Here is a 20,665-nt window from a genome sequence, read left to right on the forward strand (position 1 = left end):
GCCAATGGTTGGTTGGCACCCACTATGCAGGTGCATAGCGACGGCCCGGCGGTTGCGGGATCCGCATTGCGGACAACTCGGCCGGCACCAATGGTTGGTCGGCGCCCACTATGCAGCTGCATAGCGGTGGGTGGTGGTCCCTCGTAAAAGTTGACACTTTGCTGAAATCGGCCTTCGGTGACCTGCGGAAATGTTGGGCTGTCGTCAGATCTTGCGAGAGCCGGAAGGTGGCCGGAGCTTGCAGGCTCCGCATTGCGGACAACTCGGACGCCACCAATGGTTGGTCGGCGCCCAGTTTTTGTAAAACTCGGCCGCGATTTGGGGGCAGGTGGCGAAATCCCCTGGTGGCGTTGAGTGGCGCGCCGGGTTTTACAAAACGGCGGACTATGCAGCTGCATAGTGGAAGTCGCCCGGCTAGGGCTGGGGAACGATGACCTCCGGGATTTCGCCGTACATGCCGGAGCCGAACCACCAAGCCCCCAGTGCCACGGCGACGATCGCGATGATGACGAAGACGGTGTACAGGGCCACGCCGAACGGGGAACGGTTCGACACGGGGTTAACGGAGGGACGTCGGGAGGCGGGCTCGCGGGAGGAGGGGGCCTCCGGGGCTGCAGGGGAAAGCGGCCCCGGAACAGGCCTCGGCGCAGGTGCCGGGCCAGCGGCCGGCGCAGGCGCAGGACCGGCAGCCGCACCTGCCGCGGGCCACTGGCCACGGGTCGGGCCGGGCGCTGGTTGGGCGGGCCTGGCGGGGGAGGGGGAGACGCGCGTGGGGGCGTCGTCACCGGGGAAAAGGCGCTGGTGGGCCGCGCCACCTGCGCCGCCAGCGCCACCAGCCCCCGCGGCCAGTCCGAGGTTCGTCGGGTGCTCGGCGGCGCGGTGCGCGGCCGAGTTGCGCGGCGCCGGCACGGTGTAGGACGGAAGCCGCAGCTCGCTGGCCACATCGTCCAATGCCGCCAAAAACTCCGCGGCGTCGTGGAACCTGTCGTGCGGGTTGCGGGCGGTGGCGGTGGCCACGAGCTCGTCGAAAAGCTTGGGCACCCCCGCGATCAGCGAGGACGGCGCGGGCACATCGGAGCGTAACCGGGCGTAGGCGTGGGCCAAGGGGGTGTCGCCGCTGAAGGGGGTGCGGCCGGTGAGTAGTTCGAAGAGGACGATGCCGGCGGAGTAGACGTCGGAGGCGGCGGTCAGCGCCCCTCCGTCGACCTGCTCGGGCGAGAGGTAGGCGACGGTGCCGACGATCTGGTCGGTGGATTGGGTGGTTTCGGCGGCGGCACGCACGAGTCCGAAGTCGGAGAGCTTGACGCGGCTGGAGGCGTCGATGAGCACGTTGTCGGGTTTGATGTCGCGGTGCACCATCCCCTTCGCGTGCGCGACCGAAAGCCCGGTGAGCATGCCGCGCATCACGGCCGCGGCGGCGTGCGGGGGCATGGGGCCGCGCTCTGCCAGCAGCTCGCGCAGGGTGCCGCCGGTGATCAGCTCCATGATCAAAAACACTTCGCCGCCGGATGCGGAGAAGTCGTACACGTTGACCAGGTTCGGGTGGCTGAGCTGCGCCATTGCGCGGGCTTCGCGGCGGAATCGCTCGCGGAACACTTCGTCGTGCACGTACTGCTCGTGCATGACTTTCGCGGCCACTTCGCGCCCGAGCCGCGCGTCGACGCAGCGGTAGACCGTGGCCATGCCGCCGCGCGCGATTGGGCGGTCGACAACGTAACGCCCGTCCAGTGTCGTGCCTGCGCGCAAGGTTGCCATGTGTACCAGAGTAGAATCGCCGACCGTGAGCGCACAAACGAATCTTGAGCAATTGCTTATCGACGAAACCCTGCTGCCGTTCCCGGATGTCGCCGAGAAGCTGGGCGTGCCGGTGACCAAGGTGCACGACTACATCGGCGCGAAGAAGCTGGTGCACTACGTCAAGGACGGCAAGAAGGTTGTGCCGGCGAGCCTGTTCGGCGAGGACGGCTTGAGCAAGTTCGTCTCCGGCGCGATCACGGTGCTTTTCGACGGCGGCTACGACGCCGACGAGATCCTGGCGTTCCTGTTTACGCCGGATGATTCTTTGCCGGGGCGTCCTGTGGACGCGCTGCACGGCCAAAAAGCTCGCGAAGTGATCCGCCGCGCGCAGGCGATGGCATTCTAGCCGGATCCCTAAACAGCCACTCCACCGCCACGACGGCGGCGGTCGCGGCAAAGGCGAGGAACCACATGTCGTAGAGGCGGTGGTTGCCGCTGCCCTTGAACGCCAGCGCCACGACTATTGACGCCCCGACGGTCACCCGCACCACCCAAGCCGGCGGCTTAAACGTGCCAGCTAGCGAGATGACGGAGGCGTAGTACCAGGGCAGCGTCACCGCGTTGGCGGCAAACGCCACAGTGTATGCGGCGGTGGTGCCGGCGACGGCGCGGCGCTCGTAGGCCTCGCCGCGGCGGGGGCGGAAGATCCACCACACCACCGCCAGGCCAACCAGCATGAGCACGGAAAAGACGGTGCGGGTCCAGCCGAGGGCGGTGTTGTAGCGGAACGTGTCGTCGAAAAGCTGGAGCACCGGCGTGATCAGTTCGGCGGCGAGGGTGGGGCCGGCGAGCGGGTTGATCACCTTCGAGTTGCCGGTGATCTCTTCGAGCCACCCCCAGGTGGTGCCGGATGCCCACGTGACCAGCTGGATCACGGCGACGTTGACGGCGAGCGCCCACGCCCCGCCAGCCACGAGCATGCCGGCGGCGCCAAGCGTGGTGGTGCTGCGGCGCTGGACCATCAGCCAAACCACGAACGGCAGCGCCACCGCGGCGGTGGCTTTCAGCGACACCGCCAGGGCGATCAGCGCGATGCCGGGGGTGCACCAGCGGCTGCGCAGGCACGACAGAAGGCCCACGCTGACCAGACCGACCATGACGGCCTCGTTGTGCATGCCGCCAATGAGGTGCAGCAGCATCACCGGGTTGGCCGCGCCCAGCCACAAAGCGAGCGCGGGATCGCCGCCGATCTGCGTGGCAATGCGCGGCAGGGCCCACACGATCAACGCGAAACCCGCCAGCGAAATCAGCCGGTAGACCACCAGGCCCAACGTGACGTTCTCGCCGACCAGCCACGTCACCGCCTTGCCCACGCCGAGGTGCAAAGGACCGTACGGCGTGGTGGTGTTGCGCCAGTCGTGGGAGACCTCCCACAGGTACGGACCCGGGTTGACGGCGGCGCCTTCGGAGTACGGGTCGAAGCCGTCGCGAAGCATCGCTCCCTGCATGAGGTAGGAGTACACGTCGCGCGACAGGATCGGCGCGGACAGCGCGAGAACGCCCGCCCACCAGCACACGCTGCGGCGCACCTGCGCCAGGCCGGGCCGGGTTTTCCACAGCAGCACCCACGCCACCACCAGGCCGAAAATGCCGGCGGTGAGCAGCACGTCCATCAGCGCGCGGCCGTGCCCGTAGGACAGGTGCTCCAGGCCCACCGCGCGCAGCAGGCCGCCGCGGTAACGGGTCGCGCCGGCGCCGAACGAGCCCACGGCGATCAGCGCGCAGGCGGCAACGCCCAAATGTTGCGGGCGCATCACATCCGCCGGTCGGTGGCCTTGTGCGCGAGCACGGTGAGCGCTTCAACGGCGGCGTCGTTGATGCCGGCGCCGGCCAAAAAGCCCAGGCCGGAGGCGGTGAGCTCCTCGATGCGCGCCTCCACCGCGTCTTCCGCGCCGCTGGAGCGGATGAGCGCTGCTAATCGACGCAGCTCCGCCTCGTCCTCCGCCCTACCAATCCCGTCACGCAGTTCCTGCGCGGCGGCCGGGTCTGCTTGGTCCAGCAGCTCGAGGGCCGTGGCGAACAGTTCCGTGCGCTTGCCTTCGCGGATGTCGTCGCCGGCCGGCTTGCCGGTGACCGCCGGGTCGCCGAACACACCGAGCAGGTCGTCCCGCAGCTGGAACGCGATGCCGATGTCGCGGCCGTAACCACGGAAGGCGTCGATAAGCGACTCGCCCGCACCCGCAAGCGCCGCACCCAAGTGGAGGGGGCGCTCGATGGTGTACGCCGCTGTCTTGTAGCGGTTGACGCGGTTGGCCATCTCCACGGATTCGCTGCCGAGGCTCTCCAGCATCATGTCCAGCAGCTGGCCGCCGATGACCTCGGTGCGCATGCCCACCCACGGCTCCGCGGCGCGTGCGAGCGCGTCCTGGGAGACGCCGGAGTAACGCCACATGTCCTCAGCCCAGGCGAGTGCGAGGTCGCCGAGCAGGATCGCCGCGTTCGTACCGTAGAGCTCCGCGGAGCCGAGCAGGCCCTGGCTGCGGTGCTCCGCTTCGAGCGCGCGGTGCACCGTGGGGTTGCCGCGCCGGGTGTCGGAGGCGTCGATGATGTCGTCGTGCACCAGCGCGCACGCCTGGATCAGCTCCAGCGAGCTCACCGCGCGGAGCACTGCCGCGGGGTCCTCGGTGCCGTGAAGACCGCCGGCGCCGACGAACCCGGCCCATCCGTACGTGGGACGCACGCGCTTGCCGCCGCCGAGGACAAATCGCCGCAGGTGGCCCACGGCGTGGGCGACAGGCTCACCAATGGTTTCGACAGCCTTCGCGCGCTCGTCAAAAAACGCTGCAAGATGCTGCTCCACCTGTGCCGGTACGTCCTCGAGCCCAAGATTTTTCACGCCCACGCTCCTCGTGCCTGAAAATTCATGCTTTCCCTGCAAACCCTACCCAGTGCGGTTTTGCAGATCGAGGGCGAGGATGGCGAAGGGCCGTTTATCTCCCTCATAGAGGAAATTGCGCGCCACGTCCGTGAATCCGAACTTTCGGTAGAGACCGAACGCGTTGTTCGCCTCGCCCGCAGCTTCCGGCGTGGACAGCAGCGCCCAGCGTGTCGGGGCTTCCCGCAGCAGCTCCGTGAGCAGGCGGGAGCCCAGACCATTGCCTTGCAGGGCAGGGGAGACGTGCACCTCCGCGACCTCGAAGTAGCTGCGCAGCATGTCCCGGTCCTGATCTGTGATCCCGCCGTTCGCCTCCATCGCGCGCACGAGCTGACGGTCCCACCAGCGCTCGCGGGTGCCGATGAAGCCGTAGGCGATGCCCACGACTTGGCCGCCCTCGATCGCCGCGATCGCGGTGAAACCGGGGGAGCGCACCTCGCCCTTCCACACCTGGATGCGTTGGCGGCGCATGGCCCTCGGGTACCCCATGGCCTCTATATAGATGTCCACGAGCGTTGGGGCGAGCATGAGGAACTCGGCTGCCGTGAGGCGCTGGATGGTTGCAGTCACCCCTCTATGGAAGCACTTGCGGGTGCTCGGCGTGGCAAGAACCCAAACAATGATTCGAACAAATGTGCCCTTGGGTGCCGGGTGGTGTCGAACGGGTGTTTTAGGGTGAGCTCATCACTTGAACGAAAGCAATGTTTACGCAGGAGGAAGCGATAATGGGAAGCGTAGTTTCGGCAACAACCGGCGCGGTCTACGGGCGGGGTGCCCGTATAAACAAGACCGACCAATTCCTGGCCGCGGCCGAGGAGCTGATCGGTCTGGCGCACGATGATTTCGAGGCCGGCCGCCACGACGTGGCAATGGAAAACGCCTATCGCGCGGCACTTCGGGTCGCCGGGGCGCGCAACGCGAGCTCGCCGATCGTGCGCAAGCGCAAGCGTCTGCCCACAAGCGCGTGGGACAAGCTCGCGCTCACGGGCGACGACGGGGCGCACTGGGCGGCCGTGTTCAAGCGCTATTCGGCGCAACGCGGCAGGGTGGCGTCCGGCATTGAAACGGATCCGGGCGCGGTCGTCGTGCACCGCTTGCTTGCGGATGCAGAGGAGTTCTACCTGTCCACCAGGGCGGGGGAGGCGCCGATGGCCGCCTAGCGGGACGAAGGTGGGGCACGGGAACAATCTGCGTACCATGGCCGTTATACGGATAACGTCAGTCCGCCATCGGTATCTGGAGAGTGAGCAGTGTCTCTATCTGAGCAGGAAATGCGGGCGTTGCGCGAAATTGAGCAGTCTCTCTTCGCGGACGACCCGAAGTTCGGCAGCAGTGTCGTGACTGAATCTGGCTTCGGTTCTGCACCCAAGACCGGTCAATTGACCATGCGTAGCGTCGCGCTGATCGTCCTGGGGCTCGTGCTGCTGCTCGGCGGCGTGGCGCTGGCGAGCCTGAGCATTTGGACGATTGTGCTGAGCATCATCGGCTTCGCCGTCATGCTCTTCGGCGGCATCATGGCCCTGCGCACCCCGTCGCACCAGTCGTCCCCGTCCGCGCGCTCGTCCCGGCAGGCGAAGCCGCGCACCCAGCGCAGCGCAAGCATGGAGGAAAGCTTCCGTCGGCGTTTTGAGGATCGCCAGTAGCGCCTAGCCCAAGCGCCTTCCCGGCATAGCGGGAGGGCGCTTTTTTCGTGCCCGCCCCAAATCCCCCACTTCTCCCCACCTGTGCCCCAAAAGCGCCCAAACCTGGGTGCAGGCGTTCCACTCGGGACGAAAGCCATGGGGTTAAAGAGGTGAAAAGTGGCGTGTGTGAGCCGTGATTCTGGCCCGGTCGGGTAAACTCCCCACGGCGAAATAGCGGCTTTGAGCTGTGAAAACGCGACACGCCAGAACAAAAAACTGCCGAGGTGTGGCGTTTGTGGGGGAAAGTGGGTTAAAGTGGGGCTCAGCGGAGTGACGTGGCGCGCATCTTGACTACGTGCGCGGTGCGGAACGAAGCCGAGAAAATTTCACAGCCAACGTCAGAAAGTGAAGGAAGGTAGGTCGCCGGATGTTTCTGGGAACCTACACTCCCAAGCTCGACGACAAAGGTCGCCTGACGCTCCCCGCGAAGTTCCGTGAGGATCTTGCGGACGGGTTGATGGTGACCAAGGGGCAGGACCACTCGCTTGCGGTGTACCCGCGTGACGAGTTCGCCGCCCGCGCCCGCAAGGCCGCAGCGGCATCCCGCACAAACCCCAAGGCGCGCGCGTTTATCCGCAACCTGGCTGCCAGCGCGGATGAGCAAACGCTCGACGGGTCTGGGCGAATCACCCTGTCCCCGGCGCACCGGGAGTACGCAAGCCTTTCCAAGGAGTGCGTGGTCATCGGGTCGGTGGATTTTCTCGAGATCTGGGACCTCGAGTCCTGGAATAAGTATCAAGAAGAGACTGAAGCTGCGTTCTCCGCGGCGGATGACGACGACATTCTCTCCGGTCTGCTGTAGGGCTGACTACCCGGCAGCAGGCATCGACTACGGAGAGCGTGTACGGACTCTGTCCGGGGCGTGAAGCGTTCTGGTGTACTTCCCCGACATCAGAACAGCCGCCCCGGGCAGGGCTCTATGCGCTCCCCGCGCTGACATCGCTGACACACCGCACGAGCTTGGGACACTAAAGGGACACGGAGGGCATGGCATGGCGAACTTCACGCTCGCTGACGACCCGCACGGTCACGTCCCCGTCATGCGCGAACGCATGGCTGAACTGCTCGCGCCCAGCGTCGAGAAGTTCGGCGCAAATGCGGTGCTTATCGACGGCACGCTTGGCGCCGGCGGCCACACCGAGCACTTCCTCACCGTGTTTCCCAACGCCCGCGTGATCGGCGTGGACCGGGACCCGAACGCGCTGCGTCAGGCGCAGCAGCGCTTGGCACCATTCGGCGACCGCTTCACCGCAGTGCAGTGCCGCTTCGACCACGTCGACGAGGCGGTGGCGGACAACACCGGCGACATCTTCGACACGGCCCGCGAGCACGGCATCGCGGGCGCGCTGTTCGACCTGGGCGTGTCGTCCATGCAGCTGGACCAGGAAAAGCGCGGTTTTTCCTACCGGGGCGACGCCCCGCTGGACATGCGCATGGATCAGACCCAAGGCATCACCGCGGCCGAGGTGCTCAACACCTACAGCCACGGCGACCTCGCCCGGATTTTGAAGACCTACGGCGACGAGCGTTTCGCCGGCAAGATCGCCTCCGCCGTGATGGCGGAGCGTGAGCGCGAGCCCTTCGACCGCGCCGCGCGTCTGGTGGAGCTGCTTTACGCCACCATCCCGGCTGCGACCCGACGCACCGGCGGGCACCCCGCGAAGCGCACGTTCCAGGCGCTGCGCATCGAGGTCAACCGCGAGCTCGAGGCGGTGGAAAACGTCGTGCCCGTGATCACCGACCTGCTCGGTGTCGGCGGGCGCGCGGTGTTCATGAGCTACCAGTCCCTGGAAGACAAGATCGTCAAAGCCGCGTTCAACGAGCTCACCACCTCCAAGACCCCGGTTGGTCTGCCAATGGACCTGCCGGGAACCGAGCCGGAGTTCCGCACCGTCACCCGCGGCGCGGAGAAGGCCCCGGCGGAGGAGATCGAACGCAATCCCCGCGCCGCACCCGTGAGGGTGCGTTGCATTGAAAAACTCAGCCCCTCCCAGCCCACCCACTAAGCCCGACAAAGGACGGACACCATGGCCGCACGAGCAACGAGATCGGCAACGCTGACCCGTAACCAGAGCCGCACACAGGGCCGCACCCCGCGCCGCACTGAGCACCCGGCCAACCGCGTGCGCACCATGCCGGGCGTGAAGCCGCACGTGGAGCACCCGAAGTCCCGGGGCCGCCTGGGGTCGAATCAGGTGGTGTCCGTCCGCGGGCGCCGCGTGGCCACCACGAAGGCGCGTTCCAAGTTCTCCTCGCTATCCCAGATTGCATTGCCGCTGCTGGTGGTTGGCATCGCCGCGGCTATGATCTTGTCCGGTATCGCAACTACGCAGACGTTTGCGATCCAGAAGCTACAGGCGCGTGAGCAGGAGCTGTCCAACGAGGTCGAGTCCCTCAATCGCGACTTGGAGGACCGTCGTTCCTCGGCGGCGCTTGCGCAGCGCGCGGATTCCATGGGCATGGTGCTCGCCGGCGAGCCGGGTGTGGTCGCAGTCAATGAGGAGGGCCACGCTGAGGAACAGCGCCCCTACAACCCGGAGTCGGCCACCAAGCTGGTGGATGTCAACGGAGAGGGAAGCCCCACCTCCCGCGCCTCGTCGGACAACCGCGCGACGAAGGAGCTGGAAGACGCTCTGACTCAGCGTCCGGGACGCGCCGCGAACGCTCCGCGCCTTGACAATTTGGCGCCGTACCAGGCCAACGTTGCGGCCCGGCCGTAGCGGAGGGCGTGGCGCACCTAGGTATCTGCCCGGGGGCGGGGCATGATGGTTGTCGACAAAACGGCGGGTACCAGCCAGTGGATATGGGAGGTGAGCAGTGCCACGCACTCACGCTAACGCGCAGGTAAGGCCAGAGAAGCCAGCGCCGGCTTCCCAAAAGCAGATCACGGGTACGCGCGTGTATTGGCTTGCTATCGCTTTCTTGGCGGTGGCGGCCTTGCTTATTGGACGCCTGTTTTGGGTGCAGGTGATCATCGGCGACGAACTGCGCGAGCAGGCCAACGATCAACGCAGCCGCACCTATGTGGACCGCGCGCGCCGCGGCGAGATCGTGGACCGCGACGGCAACAAGATGGCATACACCATGCAGGCGCGCTCTTTGACGGTGTCTCCGGTGCAGCTGCGCAAGGAGCTCAAGGAACAGCAGGAACTTGAGATGCGTGTGGACGGCATGTCCCCGGAGGACATCGCCGCCCAGGTCGATGCCCGCGTGGAGGACAAGCTGCGCACGATGGCCAACGAGATCCCGGGGATGATCGGCGACGGGGAAGTGGTGCGCGACGCGCCAGCGAATACCGCCACCGGCGAGCCGACCACCAAGGTCGGACAGGTCAGCGCCAAGGAGATCCTGGACAAGCTGCACGCCGACACCAGTTATGAGGTGCTGGTGCGCAACGTCGATCCGGATGTGGCCGCCACCGTCGCGGATGCGTTCCACGGCATCGCGGCGGACCACCAGGACATACGCCAGTACCCGAACGGCGCGGTCGGCGAGAACATCATCGGCAAGGTGTCCATGGACGGCCAGGGCCAGTTCGGCATGGAAGCTTCCCGCGACGCGGATCTCACGGGCATCGACGGCCGCTCCACCGAGGACGTTTCCGCGAACGGCCAGTCCATTCCGGGCTCGCTTCGCGACGTCGTTCCGTCCGTCGGCGGCGCCCAGATCGAGCTGACCATCGACCTGGATCTGCAGACCTACGTCCAGCAAACCCTTGAGCAGGCAAAGGCCAACTCGCTGGCCAAGCAGGCCCAGGCCGTGGTGTTGGACGCCCACACGGGCGAAGTGCTTGCCATGGCCAACACCGACACGATCAACCCGAACGGCAACGTCGAGCAGCAGGTGAAGCAGGGCAAAGACTTCGAAAACCCGAGCGTGTCGCACCCCTTTGAGCCCGGCTCAGTAGCCAAGGTGATCACCGCCGCCGCGGCGATTGATCAGGGGCTGACGGACCCGTACGAGGTGCACCAAGTCCCGGGGTCCATCGACATGGCGGGCGTCACGGTGCGCGACGCGTGGGAGCACGGCGTCATGCCGTACACCACCGCCGGCATCTTCGGTAAGTCCTCCAACGTGGGCACACTCCAACTCGCGCAGCGTCTGGGGGAGGAGCGGTTCTGGGATTACCTGAACCGTTTCGGCATCGGCCAGGGCACCGGCATCGAGCTGCCCAACGAGTCCGCCGGTCTGCTGCCGGTGTTGGAGCAGTGGTCCGGCGGCACGTTTGCCAACCTGCCCATCGGTCAGGGCATGAGCTGGACCACGCTGCAGATGGCCGGGGTGTTCCAGACCATCGCGAATGAGGGCGAGCGGATCCAGCCGCGGATCATCCATAAGATTACCGGCCCCGATGGGGAGGAGATCGCGCAGGAGGAGCCGCAGCGCACCCGCGTGATCAGCGAGGAGGCCGCGCGCACCACGCTGGACATGTTCCGCGCCGCGTTCCAGGAGGACCCGGCCGGCGTCAACAACGGCACGGCCCAGGGCAACAACCTGGAGGGCTACCAGTTCTCCGGCAAGACCGGCACGGCCCAGAAGGTCAACCCGGATACCGGCGCGTACTCCAACAGCGCCTACTGGATCACCTTCGCCGGCGTCGCGCCCGCGGACGACCCGCGCTTCGTCGTCGCCGTCATGCTGGACGAGCCGCAGCGTGGCGTGCTTGAGGGCGGCAACGGCGGGCAGTCCGCGGCCCCGATTTTCAAGCAGATTTCTGGTTGGCTGCTCAACCGTGAGAACGTGCCGCTGAGCCCGCCTGCAGAGCCGTACCCGTTGCAGGGCCAGTAGAAACAGATGGAGGTCTGACAAATGACAAGCTTGCAGCAGCTCGCCGACATCGCTGGCGCGCGAATCGTCAACCCGCCGAGCGCGGATGCGCCGGTGACCTTCGTCGGCCTGGATTCGCAAAACGTCGAGCCCGGCGGCCTGTTCGCCGCGCTGCCCGGCACCCGGGTGCACGGCGCGACCTACGCGTTCGACTCCGCCGCTGGCGCCATACTTACGGACGAAGCCGGCCTGGCGATCATCCAGCAGACTGCCGACCGCCGCCCGGTGCTGGTGGTTGAGGACGTGCGGGCAATCTTGGGCTATGTGGCGGCTGAGGTGTACGGGCACCCGTCGCAAAGCTTCACGCTCCTCGGTGTGACCGGCACCTCCGGCAAAACCACCACCACCTACATGCTGGAAAAGGGCCTGACCGCTGCCGGCTGCAAGGTGGGGCTGATCGGCACCACCGGCACGAAAATCATGGGCCGCGACGTGGCCACGGAGCTGACCACGCCCGAAGCGCCGATGTTGCAGCGGTTGTTCGCGCAGATGCGCGACGAGGGCGTGACGCACGTGGTCATGGAGGTCTCCTCGCACGCCCTGATGCTCGGGCGCGTCACCGGCGCGGACTTCGACGTCGCCGCGTTTACGAACCTTTCCCAGGACCACCTGGATTTCCACCCGACCATGGAGGATTATTTCCAGGCCAAGGCGTCGTTTTTCGACCCAGCGAGCGAGCAGCACGCCGCGCGCAGCGTCATCTGCGTCGACGACGAGTGGGGCCAGCGCATGGCCGAACTTGCCGAGGCGCCGGTCACCGTCGCCACCACGGGCGACGCCGATGTGACCGCGCAGCTCGTGCGTATCGACGACCAGGGCTCCCAACGCATCCAGCTCACCGCCGACGACACTTACGAGTTCACCCTGCCCATGCCGGGCGCGTTCAACGTGGCCAACGCCGCCCTCGCTGCGGCCATCGCGCAGACCGCGGGCGTGGAGCTCGCGCCGTTTTTGCGCGGGCTTGAGCAAGCGGCGGTGCCGGGGCGCATGGAGCGTATCGACGAAGGCCAGCCCTTTGTCGCCGTCGTGGACTACGCCCACAAGCCGGCCGCCATCGGCGCGGTGCTGGCCACGCTGCGCGGCCAGGTGGAAGGCCGCATCGGCGTGGCCGTCGGCGCGGGCGGCGACCGCGATTCCTCCAAACGCCCGCTGATGGGCGCCGAGGCCGCCAAGGGCGCGGACTTCGTGGTGGTCACCGACGACAACCCGCGCACCGAGGACCCCGCCGCCATCCGCGCCGCGGTGCTCGCGGGCGCGCGGGAGGCCGGCACCGGCGCCGAGATCGTCGAGGTCGGCTCCCGCGGCAAAGCCATCGACGCGCTCGTCGAGTGGGCGCGCCCCGGCGACGCCGTGATCGTGGTGGGCAAAGGCCACGAGGTTGGCCAGCTCGTGGGCACCGAGAAGCTGCACTTCGACGACCGCGAAGAGATGCGCAGGGCAATCACAGAAAGGCAATCTCGAGCATGATCGACATGACGCTGGGGCGCATCGCCGAGATCACCGGCGGGCGTTTGAGCCCGGAAGCCGACCCGGACACGCACGTCACCGGGTTCGTGGAGTTCGATTCCCGCAAGATCGGCCCCGGCGGGCTCTTCGTCGCCTTCCCGGGTGCGCGTGTGGACGGCCACGACTTCGTGGACAAGGCCGCCGAGGCCGGCGCGGCCGCGTCGCTGACTACGCGGGAGGTGGGCAGGCCTTCGGTGATCGTCGAGAAGCTGCCGCCCCGCGAAGGCGACAACTCGGACCTGGCCGCGAACGACCCGGACGGCTCCGCGGCGGGCGTGGTGGACGGCATGTCCAAGCTGGCCGCCGCTGTCGCGCGCGAGCTGACGGACTCGCACGGGCTGACCATCGTCGGCGTGACGGGGTCCGCCGGCAAGACTTCCACGAAGGACCTCATCGCGGCGGTGCTCTCGCGCGCCGGCGAGACGGTGGCGCCCCCGGGCAGCTTCAACAACGAGATCGGCCACCCGTACACGGTGCTGCGCTGCACCGAAGACACAGACTTTTTGGTCGCGGAGATGTCCGCCCGCGGCATCGGCCACATCGCGCACCTAGCCACCATCGCGCCGCCGACAATCGGCGTGGTGCTCAACGTCGGCTCCGCGCACATCGGCGAATTCGGTTCGCGCGAAAACATCGCGAAGGCAAAGGGGGAGCTGGTGGAGGCGCTGCCGCAAAGCGGCGTCGCCGTGCTCAACGCGGACGACGAGCTCGTCGCGGGCATGGCTCCGCGCACCAACGCGCGCGTGGTCACCTTCTCCGAATCCGGCAACACGTCCGCGGACTACTACGCCACGGACGTTGAGCTCGACGCGGTGGCGCGCGCCTCTTTCACCATGCACACCCCGAACGGCGATCCGCAGCGCGTCACGCTTGGCGTGTTCGGCGCGCACCAGGTGGGCAACGCGCTCGCCGCTGCTGCCGTGGGCACCGAGCTGGGCATGGACGCGGCCACCGTGGCCGAGGCGCTGTCCGCCGCGAGCTCAGTGTCGGTCAACCGCATGGACGTGAACACTCGCGCCGACGGCGTGACAGTGATCAACGACGCCTACAACGCCAACCCCGAATCCATGCGCGCGGCCATCGCGGCGCTGGGCTACACCGCCGCCGCCCGCCCGGGCGTGCGCTCGGTGGCGGTGCTCGGCGAGATGAGCGAGCTCGGCGCCGGCGCCGAACAGGAGCACGCACTGCTCGCGGACGAGCTGGCGCGCTACCGCGTGACGCACCTGGTGGCCGTCGGCAAGTCCGATGCCATGGCCGCGCTGACGCGGCGCGCGGAGGAACGGGGCATTTACACCACCGCTGTCGCCGACACCGACGAGGCCGCGCAGGCGGTGCGCGAGTTGCTGGCAACTGCCCCGGCGGGGGAGGACAATTGGCGCGAGCGCGCCGACCGGGATGTCGTCCTGGTAAAGGCCTCCAACGCCGCCCGGCTGTGGGTGGTGGCGGAAGCGCTCCTGCAAGGGCATACCCTTAGGTAGACACTCGACGTAGAGAAATAGCAAGGTACAACTTCCATGGTTCAAGTTATCTGCGCCGGAATCATCAGCTTCTTGGTTTCGATCTTCCTCACGCCCACGCTCATCCGGTACTTCAACCGGCGGGCGATGGGCCAGGAGATCCGGGAGGATGGTCCGGCGTCCCACGCCCGCAAACGCGGCACTCCGACGATGGGCGGCATCGCCATCCTTGTGGGCATCACCATGGGCTACCTCGGCGGCAGCCTCGTCGCCCTGGTCACGGGCCATTCGGCGTTTACGGCCACGGGCCTGATCGTGCTGTTTCTCACCCTGTCCCTGGGCCTGGTCGGTTTCGCGGACGACGGCATCAAGCTGTTCATGCAGCGCAACCTGGGCCTGAACAAGACCGCGAAACTGGTGGCGCAGTTGGCCATCTCGCTGATCTTCGGCTGGCTCATCCTGCGCTTCCCGGACGACAACGGGCTGACCCCGGGATCGCAGTTCCTAAGCTTCGTGCGCGACATCGAGACGATCGACCTGACCTTCGGCGGCGGGACCATCGGCACGGTGTTCTTCCTCATCTTCATCTACATCCTGCTGGCCGCGTGGTCGAACGCGGTGAACCTCACCGACGGGCTGGACGGGCTCGCCTCCGGCACCACCGCCCTGGTTATGGCCGCGTACGTTGGCATCACCTTCTGGCAGTTCCGCAACTCCTGCGAGGCCGTGGCGGCCGCCGGCTGCTACAGCGTCCGCGACCCGCTGGATCTGGCCATCCTGGCGTCCGCAGGCTTCGGCGCCTGCGTGGGCTTCCTCTGGTGGAACGCCGCCCCGGCGAAAATTTTCATGGGCGACACCGGCTCGCTCGCGCTTGGCGGCCTGGTCGCTGGCCTGTCCGTGGGCTCGCGCACGGAGCTTCTGATGATCATCATCGGCGCGCTGTTCGTGCTCGAGGCGCTCTCCGTGGTTATCCAGGTGGCGTCGTTCAAGTCCACCGGCAAGCGCGTGTTCCGCATGGCGCCGTTCCACCACCACTTTGAAAACGGCGGCTGGCACGAGACCACCGTCGTGGTGCGGTTCTGGATCATCTCCGCCATGGCGTTCATGCTCGGCCTGGCTGTGTTCTACGGCGAATGGCTGAACGGGGCGAACCTGTGACGCAGCCGATCCTGCCGGACTACACCCTGGTCGCCGGCGCCGGCGTGTCCGGCCTCGGGGCGGCGCAGCTGCTTGAGCGCGCCGACGCACGCTTCACCGTGGTGGATGACAGTGATGCCGGCCGCGCCCGCGCCGCGGCAGCCGGCTACGACACCTGCACCGGCGACGAAGCACGCGCCCGCTTCGGCGAGGTCGGCCTTGTGGTCACCTCGCCCGGGTGGCGGCCGGACACGCCATTGCTTGTCGACGCCGCATCCGCCGGCATCGACGTCATCGGCGACGTGGAACTGTGCTTCCGCCTGGACCGCGCCGGAGTGTTCGGCGCACCCCGCACTTGGCTGGTGGTCACCGGCACGAACGGCAAAACCACAACTACCGGCATGCTCGCGCAGATGATGATCGAGGCCGGCAACGACACCGGCCTGCGCGCGGGCGCGTGCGGCAACATCGGCGTCGCGGTGGGGGAGGCGATGCTCGCGCCGGAGCGTTTGGACGTGCTGGTGGCTGAACTGTCCAGCTTCCAGCTCCACTGGTCCTCCCAGCTCGTGCCCGATGCGGGCGTGCTGTTGAACCTGGCAGACGACCACATCGACTGGCACGGCAGCTTCGCCGAGTACGCCGCCGCCAAGGCGAAGGTGCTCAAGGCGCCGGTGGCGGTCGCAGGCATCGACGACACCGAGGTCGCCCGAATCGCCGCCGCCACGGGGCGCGAGGACATCGTGGGATTCACACTCGGCGAGCCGGCGGACGGCCAGGTTGGTGTGGTGGGCGGACGCATCGTCGCAAAGCTTGGCGGCACAGTTGTGGATGTCGCATCAGCCGACGGCATCGAGCCCGCTGGTGCCGCAGGCGTCCTAGACGCGCTGGCCGCCACCGCTGTGGCGCTGACGCAGGGTGCCAGCCCTGAGCACATCCAGCGCGCGCTGGACGTGTACCAGGTGGAGGGCCATCGCGGCGCGGTCGTGCACTCCGGCGGCGGGGTGGACTGGGTGGACAACTCCAAGGCCACCAACCCGCACGCGGCGGATTCGGCACTCACCGGCGCCGGCACTGTGGTGTGGGTCGCCGGCGGGCAGCTCAAGGGCGCGTCCGTGGACGCCGTGGTCAAGGCGCACGCCACGCAGTTCCGCGCGGTGGCGCTTCTGGGCGTGGACCGGGAGCTGATCCGCACCTCGCTCGAGCAGGTCGTGCCGGAGGTGCCCGTGTTCGTCTCCGACGCGCAGGACCCGGAGCAGGCGATGGACGAGGTCGTCGCGTGGGCGGCCACGCAAGCGCAGCCGGGGGACACCGTGCTTTTGGCGCCCGCCGCGGCGAGCTTGGACATGTTTTCCGGCATGTCTGCGCGTGGCAACGCATTCGCGGCTGCCGCAATGCGACACTGGGACCCGCACAACAAGTAAGCTCAACTCAAGGTTGAGGTTTTCTTCCGCGGTTCCAATCGAAAGGGCAGCATGACGGTTCAACGCGCACCCCGGCAACGCGCACCACGGCCGGACGCCCCATCGAAGCTCAGCGCAGGCGTCAGGCGCATCCGGGATGCGCTCGATTCCCGGCCGCTTATCGACTACACCATGATCCGCAGCATCGTGCTCTTCCTCGCCGGTCTCGGCGTGGTCATGGTGATGAGCTCGTCAATGGCGACCTCGTTCGCCGCGAGCGCGAGCGTGTGGTCGCTGGCGGCGCGCCAGTTCGTGATGGTCGTGCTCGGCCTCATCGCGTTCTGGGCGGCGCTGAAGACCCCGCCGGAGCGGCTGCGGGGCCTGAGCAACTGGCTGATGATCATTGCGGTCCTGCTGCTGATCGCCGTGCTCACGCCGCTGGGCACTGGCCGCGCAGAGGTGGGTTCGCAGTCCTGGCTGGTGGCCGGCCCGCTTCGCCTGCAGCCCTCCGAGTTCGCCCGCGTGGCCATATCTATGTGGGGCGCGAAGATCCTGGCCAACAAGGACCCGCGCCGCCTGAGCACCCCGAACAACGGGTTTGCCGCGTTCCTCACCGTTTCCATCATCTGCGTCGGGCTGATCGCCATGCAGGGAGACATGGGCATGGCGCTGTCGCTCGCCGTCGTGGTGGCGTTCATCCTGCTCTTTGCCGGCGTGTCCCTGAAGGCCGTGGGCGTCGTCGTGGCCTCGGGCCTGGTGGCCCTGGTGGTGATCTTCCTCTCCGGCAGCTTCCGCTCTGACCGCTTCCACGTCTACTTCGACGCGTTGCGCGGCCACTTCGATGATACGCAGGGCATCGCGTTCCAGTCCCACCAGGGCTTCCTCTCACTGGCGGACGGCCATATCTTCGGTGTTGGCCTGGGCCAGTCCCGCGCGAAGTGGTTCTACCTGCCGGAGGCGCGCAACGACTTCATCTTCGCCGTCATCGGCGAGGAGCTCGGTCTGTGGGGCGGCGCGCTGGTCATCACCCTGTTCGCGCTGCTGGGCTTCTTCGGCATGCGCACCGCGCTGCGCGCGCAGACGCAGTACCAGACGCTCATGGCTGCGTCCCTGACCGCCACGGTGGTCTCCCAGGCTTTCATCAACATGGCCTACGTGGTGGGCCTTCTGCCGGTGACCGGCATCCAGCTGCCCATGCTGTCCGCCGGCGGCTCCTCGGCCGTGTTCACCCTCGGCGCGATGGGCGTGCTGGCCTCAGTTGCGCGCCACGAGCCGGACGCGATTTCGTCCATGCAGAACTACGGCCGCCCCCTGTTCGACCGCATGTTCTTCATCGGCGAGCCCCGCGCGCTCAAGCAGCGCCGCCCGGCTCCGGCTGCCGCGCCGCGCCGCGAGCGCTACGGCACGCCGGTGACCCAGCCGGTCGCCGCGGCCTACCATGGGCAGCCGCACCGCCGGACGCCGCGCCGTTAGGAGATCTATGACTACCCAAACCTTCAGCGTCGTCATCGCAGGCGGCGGCACCGCGGGCCACATCGAGCCCGCACTCGCAGTCGCGGAGGTGCTTCGCGACGCCTACGGGGCCAACGTCGTCGCCCTGGGCACGGAGCGTGGACTGGAAACCACCATCGTGCCTGCCCGCGGGTTCGAGCTTTCCCTGATCGACCCTGTGCCGATCCCGCGCAAGAAGCCGTGGAAGCTCGCGTCCGTGCCGTTCAAGCTGGCGCGCAGCGTGCGCCAGGCCAAGCAGGCGATGAAGCGCTGCGGCGCTTCCGCCGTCTTCGGCACCGGCGGATACGTCTCCGGCCCGGCGTACCTGGCCGCGAAGCAGCTTGGCCTGCCGTTTTTCGTGCTGGAAACCAACGCCCTGGCGGGCATGGCCAACAAGTTGGGCGTGAAAATCGGCGGCACCGGGTTGAACGCGGTGCCCAACTCCGGCATGGACGGTGAGGTCGTCGGCGTGCCGGTGCGCCCCGGCGTGGGCGTGGATCCGGACGGCGCGAAGCGCGAGCGGGGCCTGCGCATGTGGAACCTGCAGGAAGACCGGCCGACCATCCTGGTCACCGGCGGCTCGCAGGGCGCGGTGAGCATCAACGCGGCGTTGGCCGACGCGGTGGAACGGCTTACCGGCGCGGGGTACCAGATCCTGCACGCCTACGGCCGCAAAAACGACGCGCCGGCAGCGCACGACCACTACACGGCCGTGCCGTACATCGACGACATGGAGGCCGCCTACGCCGTCGCCGACGTGGTGGTGTGCCGCTCCGGCGCCATGACGGTCGCGGAGAACTCCGCCGCCGGCCTCCCCGCCATCTACATCCCCCTGCCGCACGGCAACGGCGAGCAGGGTCTCAACTCCGCCCACCTCGTGGACGCCGGGGCGGCCCTGCGTATCGACGATGCGGCGCTGAGCGGCGACGTGCTCGTCGAGAAGCTGCTGCCCCTAAAGGACCCCGACGCACGCGCGACGATGCGCGCAGCACTCGAGGACACCGGCGCTGGCAGCGTTGCCGAGGACCTTGCCGCGCGCATCGCCGCGGCTGCTGGAAAGGACACATAAATGACAGATCTCTCCCGCGTCCACCTCATCGGCATCGGCGGGTCCGGCATGTCCGGCGTCGCGCACATCCTGCTGGACCGCGGCGCGACCGTGACCGGCTCCGACGCCAAGGACTCCCGCCCCGTGCGCGCGCTGAAAGCCAAGGGCGCCAAGGTAGCTCTCGGCCACGACGAAGCCAACCTGGAGCTGTCCGGCGAGCTGCCCACCGCGGTGGTGACCAGCTTCGCCGCCATCCCGCAGGACAACCCTGAGCTGGTGCGCGCCAAGCGTGAAGGTATTCCGCTGCTGCGCCGCTCCGACCTGCTGGCGGAGCTGATGGAGGGCTCGACCCAGCTGCTACTCGCGGGCACGCACGGCAAGACGTCCACGACCTCAATGGCGGTGGTGGCGCTGCAGGCGGCGGGGGAGGACCCCTCGTTCGCCATCGGCGGCCAGCTCAACCGCGCCGGCACCAACGCCCACCACGGCCACGGCGACGTGTTCGTGGCGGAGGCCGACGAGTCCGACGCTTCGCTTCTGCGCTACTCCCCGGACGTCGCAGTCATCACCAACATCGAGCCGGACCACCTGGATTTCTACGGCACCCGCGAGAAGTACTTCCAGGTCTTCGACGACTTCGCGGACCTTGCCAAGCACGTGGTGGTCTGCCTCGACGACTACTACGCCGCCGCCTGCGGCGAGCGCGCTCTCGAGCGCGGCTTGACCGTCTCCGGCTACGGCACCGCCGAGGCCGCCGCCCGGCACCCGAAGATCCCGGCGGCCGCGGTGATCACCGGCGAGCGCCAGGAGGGCGAGCGCACCGTGGTGGAGGCGCAGCTGCGCACCGACCGGATCTCCGGCGACGTGATGTACACGCTGGCGATCCCGGGCCGCCACATGGTGCTCAACTCGGCGGCCGCGCTGCTGTCCGGCGTGCTCGTGGGCGCCGCCCCGGCGAAGCTCGCCCAGGGGCTCAGCGAATTCACCGGCGTGCGCCGCCGCTTCGAGTTCAAGGGAGAGGTGGGCGGCACCCGCGTCTACGACGACTACGCCCACCACCCGACGGAGGTCGCCGCCGTGCTCACCGCAGCGCGCGACAAGGTCGCCGCCGAGGGCAACGGCGCCCGCGTCGTCGTCTGCTTCCAGCCGCACCTGTACTCGCGCACCCAGGAGTTCGCCGGCGAGTTCGCCGAAGCGCTTTCGCTTAGCGACGAATGCGTGTTGCTGGACATCTACGGCGCCCGGGAAACGCCGGTGGAAGGCGTGACCTCCCGGATCATCGCCGAAAAGATGACCGCGCCGGTACGTGTGGAGCCGGACTTCTCCGCGGCGCCTGCGACCGTGGCGTCGGTGGCGAAGCCGGGCGACCTCGTGCTCACTATGGGCGCGGGCAGCGTGACCATGCTGGCGGACGAGATCCTCGCCGCCCTGCAGGAGGCGTAAAG

At 67.8% G+C, this 20,665-nt stretch carries 18 protein-coding genes; 14 read left to right on the plus strand and 4 right to left on the minus strand.

Features of this window, described 5'->3' with window-relative positions; translation table 11 throughout:
* Window positions 1-414: 414 nt before the first annotated feature.
* Window positions 415-1,755 (minus strand): protein kinase domain-containing protein, encoded by a 1,341-nt coding sequence (locus ACF3NP_RS02125; protein WP_392398897.1) that lies wholly within the window; start codon window positions 1,753-1,755, stop codon window positions 415-417.
* Here ACF3NP_RS02125 and ACF3NP_RS02130 point away from each other — a divergent pair.
* Complete coding sequence (locus tag ACF3NP_RS02130) at window positions 1,754-2,143, plus strand: Rv2175c family DNA-binding protein (RefSeq protein WP_392398898.1); 390 nt, start codon at window positions 1,754-1,756, stop codon at window positions 2,141-2,143. The genes ACF3NP_RS02125 and ACF3NP_RS02130 overlap by 2 nt on opposite strands.
* On the opposite strand, the gene ACF3NP_RS02135 is transcribed toward ACF3NP_RS02130, so the two are convergent.
* Genes ACF3NP_RS02135 through ACF3NP_RS02145 form a run of 3 tightly spaced genes read right to left on the minus strand, consistent with a single transcriptional unit; the run spans window position 2,046 to window position 5,242 of the window.
* A complete protein-coding gene (locus tag ACF3NP_RS02135; RefSeq protein WP_392399122.1) occupies window positions 2,046-3,551 on the minus strand; it encodes an alpha-(1->6)-mannopyranosyltransferase A in 1,506 nt (501 codons plus the stop codon). The genes ACF3NP_RS02130 and ACF3NP_RS02135 overlap by 98 nt on opposite strands.
* Window positions 3,551-4,633, minus strand: a complete 1,083-nt coding sequence (locus tag ACF3NP_RS02140) for a polyprenyl synthetase family protein (protein WP_392398899.1) — start codon at window positions 4,631-4,633, stop codon at window positions 3,551-3,553. The genes ACF3NP_RS02135 and ACF3NP_RS02140 overlap by 1 nt, the downstream gene beginning before the upstream one ends.
* Window positions 4,634-4,678: 45 nt before the next feature.
* The gene (locus ACF3NP_RS02145; protein WP_392398900.1) at window positions 4,679-5,242 is read right to left on the minus strand and encodes a GNAT family N-acetyltransferase; all 564 of its coding nucleotides are present in this window, start codon (window positions 5,240-5,242) and stop codon (window positions 4,679-4,681) included.
* A 155-nt stretch (window positions 5,243-5,397) separates the two neighbouring features.
* On the opposite strand from ACF3NP_RS02145, the gene ACF3NP_RS02150 reads away from it, so the two are divergent.
* From ACF3NP_RS02150 to murC, 13 genes are all read left to right on the plus strand, one after another.
* Window positions 5,398-5,832, plus strand: a complete 435-nt coding sequence (locus ACF3NP_RS02150; protein WP_392398901.1) for an SAV_6107 family HEPN domain-containing protein — start codon at window positions 5,398-5,400, stop codon at window positions 5,830-5,832.
* 111 nt (window positions 5,833-5,943) lie between these two features.
* A complete protein-coding gene (locus ACF3NP_RS02155; protein WP_392399123.1) occupies window positions 5,944-6,315 on the plus strand; it encodes a DUF3040 domain-containing protein in 372 nt (123 codons plus the stop codon).
* 406 nt (window positions 6,316-6,721) lie between these two features.
* Complete coding sequence (gene mraZ / locus ACF3NP_RS02160) at window positions 6,722-7,156, plus strand: division/cell wall cluster transcriptional repressor MraZ (RefSeq protein ID WP_070475152.1); 435 nt, start codon at window positions 6,722-6,724, stop codon at window positions 7,154-7,156.
* A gap of 190 nt (window positions 7,157-7,346) precedes the next feature.
* Entirely contained in the window at window positions 7,347-8,360 is a 1,014-nt protein-coding gene (gene rsmH / locus ACF3NP_RS02165) for a 16S rRNA (cytosine(1402)-N(4))-methyltransferase RsmH (protein ID WP_392398902.1), read from the plus strand.
* Between the two features lie 21 nt (window positions 8,361-8,381).
* The gene (locus ACF3NP_RS02170) at window positions 8,382-9,074 is read left to right on the plus strand and encodes a hypothetical protein (RefSeq protein ID WP_269510244.1); all 693 of its coding nucleotides are present in this window, start codon (window positions 8,382-8,384) and stop codon (window positions 9,072-9,074) included.
* Between the two features lie 178 nt (window positions 9,075-9,252).
* Complete coding sequence (locus ACF3NP_RS02175) at window positions 9,253-11,142, plus strand: peptidoglycan D,D-transpeptidase FtsI family protein (RefSeq protein WP_392398903.1); 1,890 nt, start codon at window positions 9,253-9,255, stop codon at window positions 11,140-11,142.
* Window positions 11,143-11,163: 21 nt separating this feature from the next.
* Complete coding sequence (locus ACF3NP_RS02180) at window positions 11,164-12,648, plus strand: UDP-N-acetylmuramoyl-L-alanyl-D-glutamate--2,6-diaminopimelate ligase (protein WP_392398904.1); 1,485 nt, start codon at window positions 11,164-11,166, stop codon at window positions 12,646-12,648.
* Window positions 12,645-14,165 carry a UDP-N-acetylmuramoyl-tripeptide--D-alanyl-D-alanine ligase gene (locus tag ACF3NP_RS02185; RefSeq protein WP_392398905.1) on the plus strand — a complete coding sequence of 507 codons (1,521 nt, stop codon included), beginning with the start codon at window positions 12,645-12,647 and terminating at the stop codon, window positions 14,163-14,165. The genes ACF3NP_RS02180 and ACF3NP_RS02185 overlap by 4 nt, the downstream gene beginning before the upstream one ends.
* A gap of 36 nt (window positions 14,166-14,201) precedes the next feature.
* Window positions 14,202-15,302 (plus strand): phospho-N-acetylmuramoyl-pentapeptide-transferase, encoded by a 1,101-nt coding sequence (gene mraY / locus ACF3NP_RS02190; protein ID WP_392398906.1) that lies wholly within the window; start codon window positions 14,202-14,204, stop codon window positions 15,300-15,302.
* Window positions 15,278-16,702, plus strand: a complete 1,425-nt coding sequence (gene murD, locus ACF3NP_RS02195; protein WP_392398907.1) for a UDP-N-acetylmuramoyl-L-alanine--D-glutamate ligase — start codon at window positions 15,278-15,280, stop codon at window positions 16,700-16,702. Before mraY ends, murD begins: the two co-directional genes overlap by 25 nt.
* Window positions 16,703-16,753: 51 nt before the next feature.
* Window positions 16,754-18,154: an FtsW/RodA/SpoVE family cell cycle protein gene (locus ACF3NP_RS02200; protein WP_181888734.1), complete on the plus strand. Its 1,401-nt coding sequence runs from the start codon at window positions 16,754-16,756 to the stop codon at window positions 18,152-18,154.
* A gap of 7 nt (window positions 18,155-18,161) precedes the next feature.
* Window positions 18,162-19,241 carry an undecaprenyldiphospho-muramoylpentapeptide beta-N-acetylglucosaminyltransferase gene (murG, locus tag ACF3NP_RS02205; RefSeq protein WP_181888733.1) on the plus strand — a complete coding sequence of 360 codons (1,080 nt, stop codon included), beginning with the start codon at window positions 18,162-18,164 and terminating at the stop codon, window positions 19,239-19,241.
* Window positions 19,242-20,663 (plus strand): UDP-N-acetylmuramate--L-alanine ligase, encoded by a 1,422-nt coding sequence (murC, locus tag ACF3NP_RS02210; protein ID WP_181888732.1) that lies wholly within the window; start codon window positions 19,242-19,244, stop codon window positions 20,661-20,663.
* Window positions 20,664-20,665 lie beyond the last annotated feature (2 nt).

Source organism: Corynebacterium lehmanniae, assembly GCF_043161975.1.
Classification (GTDB): Bacteria; Actinomycetota; Actinomycetes; order Mycobacteriales; family Mycobacteriaceae; genus Corynebacterium; species Corynebacterium lehmanniae.